General features: G+C 63.9%; 17 protein-coding genes and 1 other RNA gene. 13 read left to right on the top strand and 5 right to left on the bottom strand.

The window, feature by feature from the left end:
* Nucleotides 1-28 precede the first annotated feature (28 nt).
* Complete coding sequence (gene nudC, locus A9K65_RS00310; protein ID WP_064995731.1) at nt 29-973, bottom strand: NAD(+) diphosphatase; 945 nt, start codon at nt 971-973, stop codon at nt 29-31.
* Between the two features lie 41 nt (nt 974-1,014).
* Nucleotides 1,015-1,434 (bottom strand): HIT family protein, encoded by a 420-nt coding sequence (locus A9K65_RS00305; RefSeq protein ID WP_013527933.1) that lies wholly within the window; start codon nt 1,432-1,434, stop codon nt 1,015-1,017.
* 172 nt (nt 1,435-1,606) lie between these two features.
* Between A9K65_RS00305 and ffs the strand changes: the two genes are divergently transcribed.
* From ffs to A9K65_RS00240, 13 genes are all read left to right on the top strand, one after another.
* Nucleotides 1,607-1,703: signal recognition particle sRNA small type (ffs, locus tag A9K65_RS00300), an RNA gene on the top strand.
* 105 nt (nt 1,704-1,808) lie between these two features.
* On the top strand, nt 1,809-3,620 hold the full coding sequence (locus A9K65_RS00295) for a DNA polymerase III subunit gamma/tau (RefSeq protein ID WP_064995787.1): 1,812 nt from the start codon (nt 1,809-1,811) through the stop codon (nt 3,618-3,620).
* Nucleotides 3,621-3,650: 30 nt separating this feature from the next.
* Entirely contained in the window at nt 3,651-3,974 is a 324-nt protein-coding gene (locus A9K65_RS00290; protein ID WP_013527931.1) for a YbaB/EbfC family nucleoid-associated protein, read from the top strand.
* 25 nt (nt 3,975-3,999) lie between these two features.
* Nucleotides 4,000-4,407, top strand: a complete 408-nt coding sequence (locus tag A9K65_RS00285) for a hypothetical protein (RefSeq protein WP_013527930.1) — start codon at nt 4,000-4,002, stop codon at nt 4,405-4,407.
* A 230-nt stretch (nt 4,408-4,637) separates the two neighbouring features.
* Nucleotides 4,638-5,564 carry a cell wall hydrolase gene (locus A9K65_RS00280; protein WP_013527929.1) on the top strand — a complete coding sequence of 309 codons (927 nt, stop codon included), beginning with the start codon at nt 4,638-4,640 and terminating at the stop codon, nt 5,562-5,564.
* Nucleotides 5,565-5,756: 192 nt separating this feature from the next.
* On the top strand, nt 5,757-6,362 hold the full coding sequence (gene recR / locus A9K65_RS00275) for a recombination mediator RecR (protein WP_064995730.1): 606 nt from the start codon (nt 5,757-5,759) through the stop codon (nt 6,360-6,362).
* 26 nt (nt 6,363-6,388) lie between these two features.
* On the top strand, nt 6,389-7,702 hold the full coding sequence (locus A9K65_RS00270) for a lytic murein transglycosylase (protein WP_024503438.1): 1,314 nt from the start codon (nt 6,389-6,391) through the stop codon (nt 7,700-7,702).
* Nucleotides 7,703-7,963: 261 nt separating this feature from the next.
* Nucleotides 7,964-9,607, top strand: a complete 1,644-nt coding sequence (locus A9K65_RS00265) for an ABC transporter substrate-binding protein (RefSeq protein WP_064995729.1) — start codon at nt 7,964-7,966, stop codon at nt 9,605-9,607.
* A gap of 18 nt (nt 9,608-9,625) precedes the next feature.
* Nucleotides 9,626-10,693 carry an ABC transporter permease gene (locus A9K65_RS00260; RefSeq protein ID WP_064995728.1) on the top strand — a complete coding sequence of 356 codons (1,068 nt, stop codon included), beginning with the start codon at nt 9,626-9,628 and terminating at the stop codon, nt 10,691-10,693.
* A complete protein-coding gene (gene nikC / locus A9K65_RS00255) occupies nt 10,690-11,610 on the top strand; it encodes a nickel transporter permease (protein ID WP_013527924.1) in 921 nt (306 codons plus the stop codon). Before A9K65_RS00260 ends, nikC begins: the two co-directional genes overlap by 4 nt.
* Entirely contained in the window at nt 11,607-12,452 is an 846-nt protein-coding gene (locus A9K65_RS00250; protein ID WP_024503442.1) for an ABC transporter ATP-binding protein, read from the top strand. Before nikC ends, A9K65_RS00250 begins: the two co-directional genes overlap by 4 nt.
* The gene (locus tag A9K65_RS00245; protein WP_013527922.1) at nt 12,449-13,198 is read left to right on the top strand and encodes an ABC transporter ATP-binding protein; all 750 of its coding nucleotides are present in this window, start codon (nt 12,449-12,451) and stop codon (nt 13,196-13,198) included. The genes A9K65_RS00250 and A9K65_RS00245 overlap by 4 nt, the downstream gene beginning before the upstream one ends.
* Nucleotides 13,199-13,243: 45 nt before the next feature.
* Entirely contained in the window at nt 13,244-13,558 is a 315-nt protein-coding gene (locus A9K65_RS00240; RefSeq protein WP_064995727.1) for a hypothetical protein, read from the top strand.
* A 12-nt stretch (nt 13,559-13,570) separates the two neighbouring features.
* Here the strand turns inward: A9K65_RS00240 and A9K65_RS00235 are convergent, their stop codons facing one another.
* Genes A9K65_RS00235 through A9K65_RS00225 form a run of 3 tightly spaced genes read right to left on the bottom strand, consistent with a single transcriptional unit; the run spans nt 13,571 to nt 18,881 of the window.
* Nucleotides 13,571-16,669 (bottom strand): efflux RND transporter permease subunit, encoded by a 3,099-nt coding sequence (locus A9K65_RS00235; protein ID WP_063171162.1) that lies wholly within the window; start codon nt 16,667-16,669, stop codon nt 13,571-13,573.
* Complete coding sequence (locus A9K65_RS00230; protein WP_024503446.1) at nt 16,666-17,745, bottom strand: efflux RND transporter periplasmic adaptor subunit; 1,080 nt, start codon at nt 17,743-17,745, stop codon at nt 16,666-16,668. Before A9K65_RS00230 ends, A9K65_RS00235 begins: the two co-directional genes overlap by 4 nt.
* On the bottom strand, nt 17,742-18,881 hold the full coding sequence (locus A9K65_RS00225) for an efflux RND transporter periplasmic adaptor subunit (protein WP_064995726.1): 1,140 nt from the start codon (nt 18,879-18,881) through the stop codon (nt 17,742-17,744). The genes A9K65_RS00230 and A9K65_RS00225 overlap by 4 nt, the downstream gene beginning before the upstream one ends.
* Nucleotides 18,882-18,887: the final 6 nt, after the last annotated feature.

The following is an 18,887-nucleotide window of genomic DNA, read 5'->3' as shown; positions in this document are numbered from 1 at the left end:
CTGCAATGTCTTTAGGTGTTCGCTGCCATCATTCTGAATCGACCCAGGCGCGGATGAGGTGATGCGCAATGGCGCCTTTCGGCGGCGTGATCAGATTGTCCTGGTGCGTCCTTTCCAGCATCCGGCGCACCTCGTCGCGAAAAAACCAGCGGCAGTCCTCAAGCTCGTTGAGGTCGGCCTGGATATCGTCATTGAGCGGCTCGCCGAAGCAGCCGATCATCAGCGAATAGGGAAACGGCCAGGGCTGGCTGGCGTGGTAGACGACGCGGCCAAGCCGGATGCCGGCCTCCTCCAGCGTCTCGCGGCGCACCGCCGCCTCGATCGTCTCGCCAGGCTCGATGAAGCCGGCGAGGGCCGAATACATGCCCGGCGCGAAATGCCGGCCGCGCCCGAGCAGGCACTTCTCCCGCGTCGCCGTCAGCATGATCGCCACCGGGTCGGTGCGCGGAAAATGTTCGGTGCCGCAATTCGGGCAATGCCGCTTGTAGCCGCCGGCCCGCATCTGCGATTCCGTGCCGCATTTGCTGCAGAAGCGATGGCTGGCATGCCAGGCGAGCAAAGCCGCCCCTTGCGCCATCGCGCCGGCCGCTGCCTCGTCGATCAGCCCTTGCATGTAGACCGAGCGGTAGTCGATGGCCTTGACTGTTTCCGGAAGCTGTTCGGGTTCGACGCCGGCGGGCACGGCCAGCACCGGTCCTCGTTCGGAAAAACCGAGCAGGATGCCTTGCGCCAGGGAAACCTTGAAGGGCTTGCTCTCGGTCGCACCGAACCAGGGATCGAGAGCGCCGCCATCGCCGAGCTTCAGATAGAGCCGGCCGCCATGCATCAGAAGCAGCCGCGTCGCCGGATCGGCCAGCGCTTTGTCGACCGAATCGTCGGCGCGGTTCTCGGACTGCCGGTCGATCGTGTTGCCGGCGAAGCCGACGAACTGGCTCGGCTCGCGCAAAGGCGCGTCAAACAGGCGGAAGCTCATGGGGACTCTGGAATATGTTGAGGGATGGACACGGGGAACGCTTATAGCGCCGCCTTGATCGTTTCGGCAAACCGTCGCAAGTCGGAACGTTGATAGGGCTCTCGCAGGCCATGTCCCCACACAGGACCTGGCCAGCCGGGATCGCCTTCAGAACGCGCGATGACATGGATGTGCAACTGGCGCACGATGTTGCCGAGCGCGCCGGTGTTGATCTTGGTGCAGCCGGTCGCTTTCTTCAGCGCCTGCGCCACCATATTGGTCTCGAAGGTCAGCATCGCCTGGTCAAGCGGCGTCATGTCGTGGATTTCCTCCGCGCCGGGGCGCTGCGGCACCAGCAGCAACCAGGGCCAGCGGCGGTCGTTCATCACCCGCAGCTCGCACAGCCCAAGCCACATCAATTGCTCGCTGTCCGCCTCCAGCCGTGCGTCCAGCGTGAATCCGGCCTTCAGGCCCGGCAGCATCGGCGTTTCCCTTGCTTTTCTTGTTTTCCTCAAACGCAGGAACGCTAGAGCGGCGGCAGGGGGGCTGCAAGCGAATCATTGCGCCCCTCACGCTTTGGTGCGCCAATTCCATATTTTTGCGATTTCTGCGGCGCACTTGCATTTCGTCGCGCAATTGCCGATATGGAAAGCGGGAGGTTGGTGGTGGACGATCCACTCGCCAACCGGGTCAGGTCCGGAAGGAAGCAGCCCTAACGAGCCCGGAACGGGTCATTGTTCCAGCCTCCCACCTCATCGGCCCCTCTCGCGACATTGACGACGCATTGCAGCGCGGGCGAGACTATGCGCAGGAATCGGCCGCCTTCGGGCGCGGCCATTTGGAGCTTTACGGGCGTATGAGCGAAGCCGGAAATTCGGGACCAAAAAGCCTGGAGATAGGCAAGGCCGCCGCCTATCGCGTGCTGGCACGCAAGTACCGTCCTTCGAACTTCTCCGAGCTGGTCGGCCAGGAGCCGATGGTGCGCACCCTCACCAACGCCTTTGCCACCGGCCGTATCGCCCAGGCCTGGATGCTGACCGGCGTGCGCGGCGTCGGCAAGACGACGACGGCGCGCATCCTCGCGCGCGCCCTGAACTATAAAACCGCTGATATCGACCAGCCGTCGGTCGACCTTGCCGTCCTCGGCGAACATTGCCAGGCGATCATGGAAGGCCGCCATGTCGACGTCATCGAGATGGACGCCGCCTCGCACACCGGCATCGACGACATCAGGGACATCATCGAGCGCGTGCGCTACGCGCCGGTCTCGGCCCGCTACAAGGTCTACATCATCGACGAAGTGCACATGCTGTCGACGCAGGCCTTCAACGGCCTTCTGAAGACGCTGGAAGAGCCGCCGCCGCACGTCAAATTCATCTTTGCCACCACCGAGATCCGCAAGGTCCCGATCACCGTCCTGTCGCGCTGCCAGCGCTTCGACCTGAGGCGCATCGACGCCGGCGCGCTGGTCGGGCATCTCGCCTCGATCTCGGCCAAGGAGGGCATTTCGGTCGACGACGACGCGCTGGCGATGATCGCGCGCGCCGCCGAAGGCTCGGCTCGTGATTCGCTATCCATCCTCGACCAGGCGATTGCCCATGGCGCCGGCTCGGTCAGCGCCGACGCGGTTCGGGCGATGCTGGGGCTTGCCGACCGCGCCCGCATCGTCGACCTGTTCGAACATGTGATGAGAGGCGATGTCGCGGCGGCCCTAGGCGAATTCCGTGCGCAATACGATACCGGCGCCGATCCGGCCGCCGTGCTGACCGACCTTGCCGAATTCAACCACCTCGTCACCCGGCTGCGTTTCGTGCCGACGGCCATCGAGGATGCCTCGCTATCCGAGGACGAGCGGCAGCGCGGCGCCGATTTCGCCAGGACGCTGTCGGTCAGGGTGCTGTCGCGGACATGGCAGATGCTGCTCAAGGGCATTCCAGAGGTGCAGTCCTCCAACCGGCCCGTCAGCGCCGCCGAAATGGTGCTGATCCGGCTGGCGCATGCCGCCGACCTGCCGACGCTGGACGAGGCGTTGAGATCGCTTGAAGGCGCCGCGCCGGCGCAGAATGGCGCGCTGCGCCCAAATGGGGCGCCTGCAGGGGGAGGCAACGGCGCCAGCGCGGTGGCGCAGACGCGCATGCCGTCTGGCCCGGGCGGCGCGCAGACCATGCGGCTGGTCGAAGCCTCGCCTGCGCCCGTTGCCTACGTCGCTCCGCCGGAGCCGGTCACGGAGGCGCAATCGGCGCCGCTGAAATCGCTGGCCGACATCATTGCCCTGGCAGACGCGCAGCGCGACATCGCCTTCAAGGTGCTGGTCAAAAGCTGCATCCGGTTTGTACGCATCGAGCCCGGCCGCATCGACGTCGGCCTGACCAGCGATGCGCCCAAGATGCTGCTCAACGACCTGACGACGAAATTGCGCGCCTGGACCGGTCGCAGCTGGCTTGTCTCGCTGTCGAAGGAAGAGGGCGGCCAGACGCTCGCCGAAATGGAATCGGCCAAACGCGAGACGGCTTTTCTCGATGCCAAGAGCGACCCGACAGTGGCCGCCATCCTGGCGCGCTTTCCCGGTGCCAAGATCATCGATGTGCGCATTCCGGACGCGCCGGAAGCCGAAACGGCAGAGGCCGAAGTGCCGGTCGAGCCGCCGGCTGACGACGATGAACCCTGATCCAGCCACGAATCCGCAAAGGACCCGACCATGAAAGATCTTCTCGGCCTGATGGGCAAGGCGAAGGAAATGCAGGCCAAGTTCCAGGCCATGCAAGACGAGATCGCCACGCTGGAAGCGTCCGGCCAGGCCGGCGGCGGCCTGGTCAATGTGACGCTGACCGGAAAATTCGAGATGAAGTCGTTGAAGATCGATCCGTCTCTGTTCAAGGAAGACGATGTCGAGATCCTGGAAGACCTCGTGCTGGCCGCTCACAACGACGCCAAGACCAAGGTCGAGCAGATCATGCAGGAAAAGACCAAGGCGCTGACCGCGGGCCTGCCGATCCCGCCGGGAATGAAACTGCCCTTCTAGCATTCGGCGCGCCTCCGTGATCGACATGGCCGAAGAGCCGTCCGAAAGACTGATCGAGCAGCGTATCCGCAACAGGATCTACGAGATCCTGGAAATCCTGGCCGATTGTGACGACGGCGTCGATCTCGTCGGCATCAAGGGTTATTTCTATCTGTTCGAGGATTTCCTCCATCGCCCATCGATCGAAGCCGGCACATCGGCGCTTTCGAAGGACGAGCGCGCGATCGTGCTGGAGATCGCCGAATTCCTCGAGGCGGCAAGCGAGACAAATCCGGACTTCACCAAGGCTGAGTTCATAGACAGCGACTGGCCGGGAAAGATCGCGCCGACGGCCAGGGAGGCGCGGACGCTGTTCCTCCGGCGCGGCCTGTTTTCGGAGAAGGTCGAGGAGCTTGAGCCTGGCCAGCCGGCCGCGATAGCGGCCGGGCGGTAGATCGCTTCAGGAAAAATCGCGTGGTGCTTTCCCTTGGGGCAATTGCGGCGAAACAAAGAGAGAGCGGTCATCGCTTTTGTGAAATGACGGCTCGATCTATCTGGAAAGCCACGAAATTGTGCCAATTTGGCAACAGTACGTTGTTAATAACGTTTTGGCCATCATTTTGCCCGAAAGTGTCTCATTCTTGCCGCAGCCTGGGGGCGGGCACGAAGTGAGAGGGTTACCTGTTGATTTCCACGCGATGGAAGACGCCGCTGTTGCTCGGCGCCGTCATTTCACCCCTGTTTTTGGCTGCCTGTAGCCAGACCACTTCACACGGCATGTCCGTCGCCAGCCTGACCGACGCCATCACGCCGGGTTTCCTGAGTTCAGGGGCATACAGCCACACGCCGAAGGACAAGGAATGCCTGGAACGGGCGATGTTCTTCGAGTCCAACCGCTCGAGCCGCGACGGCATGATCGCGGTCGGCACGGTGGTGATGAACCGGCTGCGCTCCGGCAACCATGGCAGCACCATCTGCCAAGTGGTGGGCGAGCCCGGGCAGTTCGCGCCTGGTGTCATGACAAGGCCGATGAATTCACGCGCAATGCCCGATGTCGAGGAAGCCGCCGACGCGGTGCTGAAGGGCGAGCGCAAGTCCAAGCTCAAGAACACCATGTTCTTCCACACAGCCGGCCTCCGCTTCCCCTACAAGAACATGCACTACACCATGGTTGCCGGCGGCAATGCCTTCTACGAGAAGCGCGGCCGCAACTGGCAGCCGCTGCCGGATGAGCCGCAGGTCGCTATTGCCTCGGCGGCGCCCGACAAGTCAGCCGCGCCGGTGACGATGGTCGCGTCCGCCGAGCCGGTGCGTCCAGCCAGGACGGCAACCGTTCGATCCGCTCCCGCCCAGCAGACCTATGTGACCGCCGCTGCCGCGCCGGCCGCGAAATCCGCGCGTGTCTCGCAAGAGCCGACGGTGGTGGCGATGCAGGAGCCGATGGAAGAGCCGGATGCCGCGCGTTTTGGCGGAAGCTTGAACACAAGGGTCATCTCGTCGGTTCAAGACGCGCCGCAAGAGGCGTCGATGGGGTTCCAGTCGACGCCTGAGAACACAGACGCCATTGGCGCGATGATTGTCAGCCAGGGCCGGCCGCTCGAGACCAACTGATCTGCGCCCCGCGGTCCGCCAAGGCCCAATATGGCGGTCATGCGGATGCAGATGTTCCAAAGCGCTCTGAAAAATCCTGGAGCGGTTCACCGTTTCGCGGAAACGGTGAACCGCTCCAGCTTTTTCGTTTTGACGCAATTCCGGACGGAAAACCGCTTCGCACTTTTCCTGGAATTGCTCTAGATCAGAGCGATGTCGAAGCGAATCGCCGGTCCCGAGATCGAACGTCTGATCCAGCTCCTGGCCAAGGTGCCGGGGCTGGGACCCCGTTCGGCCAGGCGTGCCGCCCTTCATCTGATCAAGAAGAAAGAGCAGCTTTTGTCGCCCCTTGCCGCCGCCATGGCCGAGGCGGCCGACAAGGTGCGCATCTGCTCGACCTGCGGCAATGTCGATACATCGGACCCTTGCATGATCTGCACCGATCCGCGCCGTGATGCCGACACCATCATCGTCGTCGAGGACGTCTCCGACCTGTGGGCGCTGGAGCGCGCGGCGGCGATGAATGTGCGCTACCACGTGCTCGGCGGCACGCTGTCGCCGCTCGACGGCATCGGCCCCGAGCAGCTCAACATGCGCTCGCTGGTTGATCGCGTCGCCGGCGGCGAGGTCAAGGAGATCATCCTCGCCGTCAATGCGACGGTGGAGGGCCAGACAACCGCGCATTACCTCACCGACCAGTTGTCCGGCTTCGACATCAAGGTGACGCGCCTTGCGCATGGCGTGCCGGTCGGCGGCGAACTCGACTATCTCGACGAGGGCACGCTGGCCGCGGCGCTGCGTTCGCGGACGGCGTTTTGACAAAGTTGCGGCAGAGGATGCGGGTCATGATTTTTGCGCGTCCTTCCAGGCTGGTGCCAAGCACCCCCCTCGACAGGACGGAGAGGGGTGCGAAGGAACGCAAACCTCTCAGATTGGTTCTGTTTTCCTTTTTTGCAGTTCTTCTCTCGGTCTTTTCCACCCCCGCCTCCGCCGCAAAGATCGACGACCAGTTCCGCGCCTGGCTGCAGAACGACCTCTGGCCACAGGCCAAGGCGAAAGGCATTTCCAAAACCACCTTCGACGCCGCCTTCGACGGCATCAAGCCCAATCTGAAGCTGCCGGACCTGGTCAAGCCGGGCGAGAAGGCGGCCACGCCGCAGAAGCAGCACCAGGCCGAATTCGGCTCACCCGGCGCCTATTTCGCCGAGAAGACGGTTCGCGCGGTGACGGCAGGCGGGCGCGCACGCGAAGCCGCCAATGCCAGGACACTTGCGGCCATCGAAAAGCGCTATGGCGTGCCGGGCGAAGTGCTGCTGGCGATCTGGGGCCGCGAGACCGGATTCGGCGCGGCGAAGATGCCTTATGACGCCTTCGAAGTGCTGGGCACCAAGGCATTCATGTCGACCAGGAAGGACTTCTTCCGCACCGAACTGCTTGCCGCACTCGAGATCGTCGAGCGCGGGCTGGCTCCGGTCGGCGCGATGAAATCGTCCTGGGCCGGCGCGCTCGGCCAGCCGCAATTCATGCCGACCTCGTTCCTGAAACATGCCGTCGATTTCGACGGCGACGGTCGCGTCGACATCTGGAACTCGACGCCGGACGTGTTGGCCTCGATCGCCAATTATCTCGTCCACTATGGCTGGGTAAAGGGTCGTGGCTGGGGATTCGAGGTGACGGTGCCGGAAAGCGTTTCCTGTTCGCTGGAAGGCCCGGACCAGGGCAAGAAAATCTCGCAATGGGCTGATATGGGCATCAAGCGCGTCGGCGGCAAACCGTTTCCAGTGAGTGAGCTGAAGGCCGAAGGCTTTCTGCTGATGCCGGCAGGGCGCAGCGGCCCGGCCTTTGTCGCCACGCCCAATTTCTACGTGCTGAAGCAATACAACACCAGCGACCTGTACGCGCTGTTCATCGGCCATGGCGCCGATCGCATCGCCCATGGCGATCAGAACTTCGCCGGCAGCTGGGGCGCGGTCGGCGGGCTGCACCGTTCGGACATCGCCGCCCTGCAGCGGGCGCTGGAGGCCAAGGGCTATGACGTCGGCAGCGCCGATGGCCTGCCCGGCTTCAAGACCCGCCGCTCGATCGGCATATGGCAAGCCAAGAACGGCCGCGCCGCCACCTGCTTTCCTGACGCCGACCTGGTCGCAGTGCTGAAATAGCTCCGAAATTAGCAGATTTTTCTCGATCGGCAGCCTCGATTGGCTGGCCTATGCGTCGACACCCCACCGGCCTTTCTGGCCCAATGAGCCGTCGTATAAATGCTCGTTGCCCGCCACGGGGCCGCCGGATATGGTGTTGACCAACTGGACAAAAACCACGACGGTAAGTGGGCAGAGGGGCCGTCTCCAGGCCCCGAAAAAATTCCGCAACCCTGAGCCGGGAACTCAGGTCAACAAACAACAAAACAGGGAACAATCACAATGATGATGGAAAAGTTTGCTCTACGCTCTCGCTTCCTGCTCGCGGGTGCCGCCATGTCGGCGCTGCTTCTGGCCGGCGCGCCCGCCGGTGCGGTCACGCCCGCCGACACGCTGGTCGAAGGTTTCGCGATCGACGACATCATCTCCATGGATCCGGGCGAGGCGTTCGAGCTGTCGACCGCCGAGGTCACCGGCAACACCTATGATCTGCTTGTCCGTCTCGACCTCAGCGACACCTCCAAGGTCAAGGGCGACCTTGCCGAAAGCTGGACCGTCTCCGATGACGGCCTGACCTACACGTTCAAGCTCAAGCCCGGCCTGAAATTCGCTTCCGGCAATCCGATCACGGCGTCCGATGTCGCCTGGTCGTTCGAGCGCGTCATCAAGCTCGACAAGAGCCCGGCCTTCATCATCGGCCAGTTCGGCATCAGCGGTGACAACGTCACCGAAAAGGCCAAGGCTGTCGACGACGGCACCTTCCAGTTCACCGTCGACAAGGCCTATGCGCCGAGTTTCGTGCTGAACTGCCTGTCGGCAACGGTCGCTTCGGTGGTCGACGCCAAGCTGGTCAAGGAACATGTGGCTGCGGTCACGCCGAGCGCCGACTACAAATGGGACAATGATTTCGGCAATGCCTGGCTGAAGACCGGCTATGCCGGCTCCGGCGTCTTCAAGCTGCGCGAATGGCGGGCCAACGAAGCCGTCGTTCTCGAGCGCAACGACAATTACTACGGCGAAAAAGCCAAGCTTGCCCGCGTCATTTATCGCAACATGAAGGAAAGCTCGGGCCAGCGCCTGGCGCTCGAGGCTGGCGACATCGACGTTGCCCGCAATCTCGAACCGAACGACCTCGACGCCATCGCCAAGAACGCCGACCTCACCACCACCAGCGCGCCCAAGGGCACGGTCTATTACATCAGCCTCAACCAGAAGAACGCGAACCTCGCCAAGCCGGAGGTGCGCCAGGCGTTCAAGTATCTGGTCGACTATGATGCCTTGAGCTCCACCATCCTCAAGGGCATCGGCGAAATCCATCAGACCTTCCTGCCCAAGGGCGTGCTCGGCGAATTGGATGAGAATCCGTTCAAGCTCGATGTCGCCAAGGCCAAGGAATTGCTGGCCAAGGCCGGTCTGCCCGACGGCTTCAGCGTAACCATGGACGTACGCACCGGCCAGCCGACGACCGGCATGGCGGAATCGATCCAGCAGACGCTCGGACAGGCCGGCATCAAGCTCGAGATCATCCCGGGCGACGGCAAGCAGACGCTCACCAAATACCGCGCCCGCAACCACGACATCTATATCGGCCAATGGGGCCAGGATTATTTCGACCCGAACTCCAACGCCCAGACCTTTGCCTCGAACCCGGACAATTCGGATGGGGCCAAGACCAAGACGCTGGCCTGGCGCAACGCCTGGGACATTCCGGACCTGACCAAGCAGACGGAAGCGGCACTGCTCGAGAAGGATGCCGGCAAGCGCGCCGACATGTACAAGGATCTCGAGAAGAAAATCCTCGACACCAGCCCCTTCGTCGTCATCCACCAGCAGCTGGAAGTGGCCGGCCTGCGCAAGAACCTCAAGGGCTTTGCGCTCGGCCCGAGCTTCGACACCAACTTCGTCGGACCGGTGTCCAAGGAATAGTGCTCGCGGACACGCCGCATGAGCGCGGTTGAAAAAGAAGTGGCGGCGGGGCGCGGCAGCGCCCGCGCCGTCGCTGTTGCATCATCGCTTGGCCGTTTCCTGGTCATTGCGATCACGACCTATCTTGGTCTGCTCGCGGTCACCTTCTTCATCGGCCGCGTCATTCCGATCGACCCGGTGCTGGCGGTGCTCGGCGACCGGGCGCCGGCCAATGTGGTTGAGCGCACGCGCCGCGAGATGGGCCTCGATTTGCCGTTGATCGAGCAGTTCTACATCTATGTGAAGAATGCGCTGAACGGCAATTTCGGCGTCTCCGTGCTGACCACCAATCCGGTCATGACCGACATTCGCCGGGCGCTTCCGGCCACGACGGAACTGGCGACCCTCGGAACGCTGATCGGCGCGTTGTTCGGCGTGCCGCTCGGTGTGCTGGCCGCGGTCAGGCGCGGCAGCCTCATCGACCAGATCGTGCGCGTCATCGGCCTGATCGGTTATTCCGTGCCGATCTTCTGGCTGGGGCTGCTTGGGCTGGTGCTGTTTTACGCCAAGCTGCAATGGGTTGCCTTCCCGGCGAGGCTCGACGTCGTCTACGAATACTCCTTTACGCCGATCACCGGCTTCTATCTCCTCGACTCTGCGATGCAGGGGCAGTGGGACGTTTTTTACGACGCCTTCCGCCACATCATCCTGCCGGCCTCGCTGCTCGGCTATTTCTCGCTCGCCTATATCAGCCGCATGACGCGCTCGTTCATGCTCAACGAATTGTCGCAGGAATATATCGTCGCGGCGCGCGCCAAGGGCCTGTCGGAAGCCCGCATCATCTGGGGCCACGCGCTGCGCAACGCAGCGGTGCCGATGGTGACGGTGATCGCGCTGTCCTATGCCGGACTGCTGGAAGGTTCGGTGCTGACCGAGACCGTCTTCTCATGGCCGGGCATCGGCCTTTACATCACCAATTCGCTGCAGAACGCCGACATGAATGCGGTGCTCGGCGGCACCATCGTCATCGGCTCGGTGTTCATCGCCATCAACCTTCTGTCCGACCTGCTGTATCGTGTGCTCGATCCGAGGACGAAGTCCGCATGAGCGTCGACACCATCCAGAGCCGTCGCGACTGGCTGCTCAGCGAGCGGCCGGCCTCGCGCATGCAGGCAAGGCTCGGCCGCGCCTATGTGGCGTGGCGGCGCTTTTCCGCCAACCGGTTGGCGTTTCTCGGCCTGCTTATCATCATTGCCCTGCTGGTCGTCGCCGCCCTTGCCGGCGTGCTGGCGCCTTATTCTCCGACATTCGGCGACCTGAAGAACGCGCGCCTGCTGGCGCCGAGCGCCGAGCACTGGTTCGGCACCGACGATCTCGGCCGCGATATCCTGTCGCGCATCCTCTACGGCTCGCGCTGGACGCTTTACGTGGTCATCCTGGTTGCCATCATCGCCGCACCCATCGGCCTTCTGGTCGGCACCGTTGCAGGCTATGCCGGTGGCTGGACCGATGCCATCCTGATGCGCATCACCGACATCTTCCTCGCCTTTCCCAAGCTGATCCTGGCGCTGGCCTTCGTCGCAGCACTTGGCCCCGGCATCGAGAATGCAGTGCTGGCCATCGCCATCACCTCATGGCCGCCCTACGCCCGCATCGCGCGGGCAGAGACGCTGACGGTGCGCAATTCCGACTACATCAAGGCGGTGCAACTGATGGGCGCTTCGCCCTTCCGCATCGTGCTGCGCCATATCATGCCGCTTTGCATTTCGTCCCTGATCGTCAGGGTGACGCTCGACATGGCCGGCATCATCCTGACCGCCGCCGGGCTCGGTTTCCTCGGCCTCGGCGCGCAGCCGCCGCTGCCCGAATGGGGCACGATGATCGCCTCCGGCCGCCGCTTCGTGCTCGATCAATGGTGGGTGGCCGGTGCGCCGGGCTTCGCCATTCTCATCGTCAGCCTCGGCTTCAACCTGCTTGGCGACGGCCTGCGCGACGCGCTCGATCCGCGGAGTGGCGACCAATGAGCGGGGAGACGAAGACGCTTCTCGACGTAGACGACCTGCGCGTCACCTTCCCGACCCGCACCGGGCTGATCGAGGCGGTGCGCGGCGTTTCCTTTTCGCTCGGCCGCGAACGGCTCGGCATCGTCGGCGAATCCGGCTCGGGAAAATCGCAGACCGGCCGCGCCATCATGGGCCTGACGCCACCGCAGGCGCGGATATCGGCCAACAAGCTCGCCTTCGACGGCATCGACCTGCTCACCGTCTCGCCACGCGAACGCCGGGCGCTGCGCGGCAAGCGCATCGCCATGATCCTGCAGGATCCGAAATATTCGCTCGACCCGGTGATGAGCATCGGTCGCCAGATCGTCGAGACGCTGCGCACCCATGAAAAGGTCGGCAAGGCGGAGGCACGCGACCGTGCATTGGCCATGCTGGAGGCGGTGCAGATCCGTGATCCCTCTCGCGTCTTCAATTTGCATCCGCATGAAGTTTCGGGCGGCATGGGCCAGCGCGCCATGATCGCCATGATGCTGATCGCCGGTCCGGAAATGATGATCGCCGACGAGCCGACCTCGGCGCTCGACGTCACCGTGCAGCTCGATGTGCTCGGCATCCTCGACCGGCTGGTCAGTGAGCGCGGCATGGGGCTGATCTTCATCTCGCACGATCTGCGCCTGGTCTCGTCCTTCTGCGACCGCGTCATCGTCATGTATGCCGGCAAGGTGGTCGAGCAGCTCAAGGCGTCCGAACTCGGCCAGGCCCAGCATCCCTACACGCGCGGCCTGCTCAATTGCATGCCCAAGATCGGTGCCGACCGCCACCCGCTGCCGGTGCTCGACCGCAAGCCGGAGTGGGCGGCATGACTTCTGCGATTGCCGTCGACAGGCTGGAAGTGATCTTCGACCGTTTTCGCGCACTGAAAGGCGTCAGCCTCGACGTGCAGCCGGGCGAATCCTTCGGCCTGGTCGGCGAATCCGGCTCCGGCAAATCGACGCTGCTGCGGGCCATCGCCGGCCTTGCGCCGGTTGCATCGGGCGGCATCGTCGTCAACGGCAAGACGCTCGGCGCGCGCCGCGACAAGGCCTTCTACCGTGAAGTGCAGATGGTCTTCCAGGATCCGTACGGGTCGCTGCACCCGCGCCAGACCGTCGACCGTCTGCTGCAGGAGCCGCTTGCCATCCATGGCTTTGCCGACGGCGAAAAGCGTATCCAGCGGGCGCTCGACGAAGTCGGCCTCGGCAACGGTTTTCGGTTTCGCTATTCGCACCAGCTCTCCGGCGGCCAGCGCCAGCGCGTGGCGATCGCCCGTGCGCTCATTCTCGAACCGTCGATCCTGCTGCTCGACGAGCCGACCTCGGCGCTCGATGCCTCGGTGCAGGCGGAAGTGCTCAACCTGCTGGAAGAGGTACGCAAGCGGCGCAAGCTGACCTTCCTGATGGTCAGTCACGACCTCGCCATCATCACCCATATGTGCGAGCGGCTGATGGTGATGCAAAGCGGCGAGGCGGTGGAGAATCTGGCGGCGGCGGATCTTGTCGAACGCCGTGTGACCAAGGACTATACGCGCAATCTGTTGCGGGCCAGCGACGGGTTTGTGAGAACCGCTTGAATTCGTTTTCTCTTTTGCGCCGAACAACCATCTTGGGGAATTCCCATGGAGGAATGGAAGTTTGCGGATCCGCCCAATGTCGCGGTGTTTGTGGATAGGGCAGTCGTTACCCGCGGCGATTGGATTGCATACGTCTCACATGACGATGACGACGGCAGTTGGCAATTCCACAACAGCGAAACCGGACCTGTTGACGAAGGCGATATCATGATCGTCAGCTTGCAAAACGTTGTGCAGTGGGACGAAAGCATCCAGGCGTTGGCGGACTTGCCAGAAGGCTGGCACGCTTGGCGCACCTCGAAATCGTCGCCATGGCCACGCGCCAGGTCGCGCCCTGTGCCCTCCAACGACAACGAATGATCAGGCAAAGCCTTAGGCTGAGCCTTGCGCCAGTTCGCCGCTCTCCAGAACGGGTGGCTCTTCCCGGCCCTTCGGCTCCTTGATCCTGAACCACGTCACATAAAGCGCCGGCAGGAACAGCAGCGTGATTGCGGTACCCGCGATGATGCCGCCCATCATCGCATAGGCCATCGGACCCCAGAACACTTCACGCGCGATCGGGATCAGCGCCAGGCTGGCGGCCGCCGCCGTCAGTGCGATCGGCCGCATCCGGTGTTCGGTCGCTTCGATGACCGCCGCCCAGCGGTCCTTGCCCTCTCGAACAAGATCCTCGATCTGCACGATCAGGATGACCGAATTGCGGATCAGGATGCCGATCAGCGCCAGCACGCCCAGGATGGCGACGAAGCCCAGCGGCGCTCCGCTCGGCACCAGGGCCGCCACCACGCCGATCAGGCCGAGCGGCGCCACCGCGACGACCAGGAACAGGCGCTGGAAGCTTTGCAACTGCACCATCAGGATCGTTGCCATGACGAACAGCATCAACGGCACGACGGCGGCGATCGGTCCCTGACTTTTGGCGCTCTCCTCGACCGAGCCGGCGGTGGCGATCGAATAGCCCGGCGGCAGCTTGGCGGTGAAGGCATCGACCGATGGCTTCAGTTCGTTGACGACCGTGGCCGGCAGCACGTCGCCGACCAGCCCGGCGCGCACGGTGATGGTCGGGATGCGATCGCGTCGCCACACCGTCGGTTGCTCCAGATCGTAGCGGAAGTTGGCGACCGCCGCGAGCGGGATCGCCTCGCCGGTGCTGGTCGGCAACTGCATGTTCTGCAACGTCTCGATCGAGCCGCGTTCGGCCCCGCGGGAGCGGGCCACGACATTGATCAGGTAAGTGGCGTCGCGCACCTGCGTGATGGTGGCGCCGCCGACCGTACTGTTCAGCGCGCTGGCGATGTCGGAGGAGGTGATGCCGAGCTGGCGTGCCTTGTCCTGCAGCACGTCGACCCTCAGCACGCGCTGCGGCTCGTTCCAGTCGAAGGTCGGCGCGGCGAGCTTTGGATTGGCGGAGATGACACCGGCGAATTGCTGCGCCAGTTCGCGCACCGTCTGGATGTCGGGACCGCCGACGCGGTATTGCACGGGGCGGCCGACCGGCGGTCCGAGTTCGAGCGGCTTGACGAAGGCGTCGGTGCCGACGAACTCCTCGCGCAGCAGCTTTTCCAGCGCCGGCTTGACCCGGTTGCGGGCCTCGATGCTCTTGGTGACGATGACGGTCTGGCCGAAATAGGGGTTGGCTGGCTGCACGTCATAGGCGAGCACGAAACGCACCGCGCCCTGGCCGATATAGGACGAGAAATGGTCGATGTCGGGATTGCCGACCAGTGCCCGCTGCTCGAACCGCTCCATCTGGTCGCGCGTGTCGGCGATCGAAGAATTCTGCGGCAGGTTCCAGTCGACGATCAACTCCGGCCGGTCCGATGGCGGGAAGAACTGCTGCTGCACCAGGCCGAAGCCGGCGATCGAGCCGGCAAACAACAACACGGTGGCGATGATGGTCAGCCAGTGATGGCGCACCGAGCCGACAAGCACGCGCCGGAACAGCGAGGTGAAGCGGCCCGGCTGGTCGTGATGCTTGGTTTTCATCGTCGCCGGCAGGATGGTGACGCCGAGCAGTGGCGCAAACAGCACCGCCACGATCCATGACACCAGCAGCGAAACGGCGATGACCACGAACAGGGTGAAGGTATATTCGCCGGCGGCGCTGTTGTTGAGGCCGATCGGGATGAAGCCGGCGACAGTTACCAGCGTACCGGTCAGCATCGGAAAGGCGGTCGATGTGTAGACATAGGTCGCCGCCTTGCGCAGATTGTCGCCGACCTCAAGCCGCGCCACCATCATCTCGACCGCGATCATCGCGTCGTCGACCAGAAGGCCGAGCGCGATGATCAGCGCACCCAGGGAAATACGCTGCAGCGAAATGCCGAGATAAGCCATGACCGTGAAGGTGATGGCCAGCACCAGCGGGATCGACAGCGCCACGACGAAGCCGGCGCGCATGCCGAGACTGATGAACGACACGGCGAGCACGATGGCGACCGCCTCGAACAGCGCACGCGTAAAGCCCGAGACGGCCTCCTCGACGATGACCGGCTGGTCGGCGACCAGATGCACGCCGACACCGACCGGCAGGTCGGCCAGCACCTTGTCCATCTCCTTGTGCAGGGCCTCGCCGAATTCGAGAAGGTTGGCGTTGGGTTTCATGCCGATGGCGAGCCCGATCGCGTCCTGGCCGTTGAAACGGAACAGTGCCGTCGGCGGATCGACGTAGCCGCGTGTGATCGTCGCTACGTCGCTCAGGCGGAAGAAGCGGTCGTTGACGCGCAGATTGATGGCGCGCAGGCTTTCCTCGGAGGTGAACTGCCCGCCGACACGCACGCTGATGCGCTCCGGCCCGGACTGGATGACGCCGGACGGCGTGATCGCGTTCTGCGCCTGCAGGCTGGCGACGATCGCTTGCTGGTTGAGGCCGAGGGCGGCGATCTGGCGGGTTGAGAATTCGAGATAGATCGCTTCGTCCTGGGCGCCGACCAGGTCGACCTTGCCGGCGTTGGGCACGGTCAGGATCTTTGTTCTGGCATCCTCGACATAGTCGCGCAACTGGCGCGGCGTCAGCCCGTCCGATGTGAAGGCGTAGATGTTGCCATAGACGTCGCCGAAGCGGTCGTTGAAGAACGGGCCCTGCACACCCTGCGGAAACTGCGCCCCGATGTCATTGACCATGTTGCGCACCTGAATCCAGTTCGGCACGACATCGCGTGCCTTGGTGGTGTCCTTCAGGTTGACGAAGATGACGGTCTGGCCGGCCGTGGTGACGGACTTGGTGTAGTCGAGGCTGTCGAGTTCCTCGAGTTTCTTCTCGATGCGGTCGGTCACCTGCTGCACGGTTTCCTTGACCGAGGCGCCCGGCCAGTTGGCCTGGATGATCATCGTCTTGATGGTGAAGTTGGGATCTTCTTCACGGCCGAGATTGAGGTAGGAGAACACGCCAGCCACGACGAAGACCAGCATGAAATACCAGACCATGGAGCGGTGGTTGAGCGCCCAGTCGGAGAGATTGAAGCCTTTCATGAGGCCCCTCCCTCGGGCACTGTCACCTTCTGGCCTTCGCTCAGGCTGTGGACGCCCGCCGTGACAACACGCATGCCGGCCTCCAGCCCCTCGGTCACCGTGAAGGTGCCGCCATTCTTCGACGCGACCTTTATGTCGCGTGCGTTCACGCTGGATGTCTGCGGGTCGACGATCCACACTTTCGCGGAACCGTTCTTTTCGAACAGCGCCGACATGGGCAGTTCGATCGTCGGTGCCACCTTGGTCACGCGGGTCGCCGTCACCGTCGAGCCGAGCCGGAAGGCCTGTGGCGGATCCGTGAGCGTCAGCCTGACGCGCCGGGTGCGGGTCGAGCCCTCGGATTGCGGTGCGATCTCGCGCAGCTTAGCCCCGGTCTGGATCGTCGGCAGCGACTGCAGGATGACCTGGAAGGGCGTGCCGGCCGCGAGATCACCGGTCAATTGGTCGGGAATGTCGACCACCGCCTCGCGCAGGTCCGAGCGCGCCACGGTGACGACCGTCTGGCCGGGCGAGACCGTCTGGCCAACTTCGGCGCCGACAGCGGTGACGACACCGTCGAAATCAGAGAACAGCCTGGCATAGCCGAGCTGTTCCTGCGATTTGGCAAGCGAGGCCTTAGCCCGCTCGACACCTGCCTCCGCAGCTTTGCGCGCCTGCTGCGCGGCGTCGAAGACAGCTTGCGTGGCGTTGGCTGAGGCGAGTAACTGGCGCTGCCGTTCCTCGCTGGCGGCGGCGTTGGCGAACTGCGCCTCGGCATTGGACAGTTCCGCCTTGGCCGCCTGGAGCGACAACTCCAGCGCGGTCGGATCGAGTGCCGCTATCGTCGTGCCCTTGCTGACGATGTCGCCGACCTGGACGTCGCGCGAGACGACCCGGCCAAGCAGGCGGAAGGCCAGGTCGGCGCTGACCTGCGGTTCGACGGATCCGGCAAAACCGAAGACCTGCGTGGTGCGCGGCTCGATCACCATCGACAGCACCGGCCGGATGATCTCGGGCGGCTTTTCCTCCGACCTGGAGCAGGATGCCAGCGCGCCGAGCATGAGCACGCCGAGCAGGATGCGCGGCGTCCGGCTCATTGGCCGGCTCCCGATATCTCGATCGTCTGTCCAGGGCTGAGCAGCTGTCCTCCAGCGGTGACGACGCTTTGGCCTTCGTCCAGCCCCCTGGCGATCACGACCGTGCCCGAATTGAACGCCAGCACTTCGACCGGCGCCATCGTCACCGCCTTGGTCGACGGATCGACGATCCAGACCGCCGGCTTGCCGGCGCTGGACGTCAGCGCCTGCCACGGCAGCAGGATCGCCTTCGCTGGCTTGGCGCTTACCGAGCCGATGACGGCTGCTCCCAGCGGCATGCCGGCGGGCGTGTCGGGAATGGCGACCTTGACCCGGATCGAGCCCGAAGCCGGGTCGACCGCAGGCGAGATTTCGCGGACCTTGCCCGTTGCCCTGACCTGCGGATCGGACAACAGCGTGATCGTCACCGCAGGCGATGCCGGTGTCTTGGCGATCAGTATCTCCTGCACGTTGAACACCGCGTCGCGGTCGCCGTCCTCGGCGACGGTGAAGACGGTTTGCGCGGCTTGCACCACTTGGCCGGTTTCGACTTGGCGGGCGGTGATCACGCCGGCGGCACCGGCCTTGAGCTCGGTGAAGGACAGGTTTTGCTGGGCGTTGGAGAAAGCGCTCTGCGCGGCTTCGACGCTGCCTTGTGCCACCTTCAGGGCCTGGTCCGCGGCGTCATAGTCGCGCCTGGTGGTGAAGCCCTGCGCCAGCAGCGTCTTCTGCCGCTCGAAGGCGGCAACGGACTGGGTCAGTTGCGCCTTGGCTGCATCAAGATCGGCCTGCGCCGAGCGCAGGTCGGATTCCTGCTCCTGCGGGTCGATGCGGGCGAGCACCGTGCCTTGATCGACATGCTGGCCGACATCGACAAACCGTTCGGCGACGCGACCGCCGACCCGGAACGACAGATTGTTCAGCGTACGCGCCGCGATCACCCCGGTCAGCGAAGTCCTTGGCGCATAGTCGGCCATCGCCACCGTTTCGGTGCGCACCATGATCTGCAGTTTCTTGTCCGCCGCTTCCTGCTTCTGACAGCCGGCCAGAAGCAGCGCCGCCGTGCAGGCGAAAAGCGCCGGGGCGGCTGGAAAAGACAAAAGACCGGGAGCTTTGACCGATGGCTGCGAGACGGGCGAAGTCACGTTCCTGCTCATGGGCTC

This window comes from Mesorhizobium sp. WSM1497 (assembly GCF_001672455.2).
Lineage (GTDB): Bacteria > Pseudomonadota > Alphaproteobacteria > Rhizobiales > Rhizobiaceae > Mesorhizobium > Mesorhizobium ciceri.
Note: the sequence above shows the minus strand (reverse complement) of the source record. Positions and strands in the feature narration are given on the sequence as shown.

Coding starts and splice junctions, on each gene's coding strand:
- A9K65_RS00230 (WP_024503446.1), bottom strand. CDS start 17,745: ATGAGCCGGACGCCGCGCATCCTGCTCGGCGTGCTCATGCTCGGCGCG.
- A9K65_RS00285 (WP_013527930.1), top strand. CDS start 4,000: ATGGCCGAAGAGCCGTCCGAAAGACTGATCGAGCAGCGTATCCGCAAC.
- A9K65_RS00260 (WP_064995728.1), top strand. CDS start 9,626: ATGAGCGCGGTTGAAAAAGAAGTGGCGGCGGGGCGCGGCAGCGCCCGC.
- A9K65_RS00245 (WP_013527922.1), top strand. CDS start 12,449: ATGACTTCTGCGATTGCCGTCGACAGGCTGGAAGTGATCTTCGACCGT.
- A9K65_RS00225 (WP_064995726.1), bottom strand. CDS start 18,881: ATGAGCAGGAACGTGACTTCGCCCGTCTCGCAGCCATCGGTCAAAGCT.
- nudC (WP_064995731.1), bottom strand. CDS start 973: ATGAGCTTCCGCCTGTTTGACGCGCCTTTGCGCGAGCCGAGCCAGTTC.
- A9K65_RS00265 (WP_064995729.1), top strand. CDS start 7,964: ATGATGATGGAAAAGTTTGCTCTACGCTCTCGCTTCCTGCTCGCGGGT.
- A9K65_RS00295 (WP_064995787.1), top strand. CDS start 1,809: ATGAGCGAAGCCGGAAATTCGGGACCAAAAAGCCTGGAGATAGGCAAG.
- A9K65_RS00235 (WP_063171162.1), bottom strand. CDS start 16,669: ATGAAAGGCTTCAATCTCTCCGACTGGGCGCTCAACCACCGCTCCATG.
- A9K65_RS00270 (WP_024503438.1), top strand. CDS start 6,389: ATGATTTTTGCGCGTCCTTCCAGGCTGGTGCCAAGCACCCCCCTCGAC.
- A9K65_RS00305 (WP_013527933.1), bottom strand. CDS start 1,434: ATGCTGCCGGGCCTGAAGGCCGGATTCACGCTGGACGCACGGCTGGAG.
- recR (WP_064995730.1), top strand. CDS start 5,757: ATGTCGAAGCGAATCGCCGGTCCCGAGATCGAACGTCTGATCCAGCTC.
- nikC (WP_013527924.1), top strand. CDS start 10,690: ATGAGCGTCGACACCATCCAGAGCCGTCGCGACTGGCTGCTCAGCGAG.
- A9K65_RS00290 (WP_013527931.1), top strand. CDS start 3,651: ATGAAAGATCTTCTCGGCCTGATGGGCAAGGCGAAGGAAATGCAGGCC.
- A9K65_RS00240 (WP_064995727.1), top strand. CDS start 13,244: ATGGAGGAATGGAAGTTTGCGGATCCGCCCAATGTCGCGGTGTTTGTG.
- A9K65_RS00250 (WP_024503442.1), top strand. CDS start 11,607: ATGAGCGGGGAGACGAAGACGCTTCTCGACGTAGACGACCTGCGCGTC.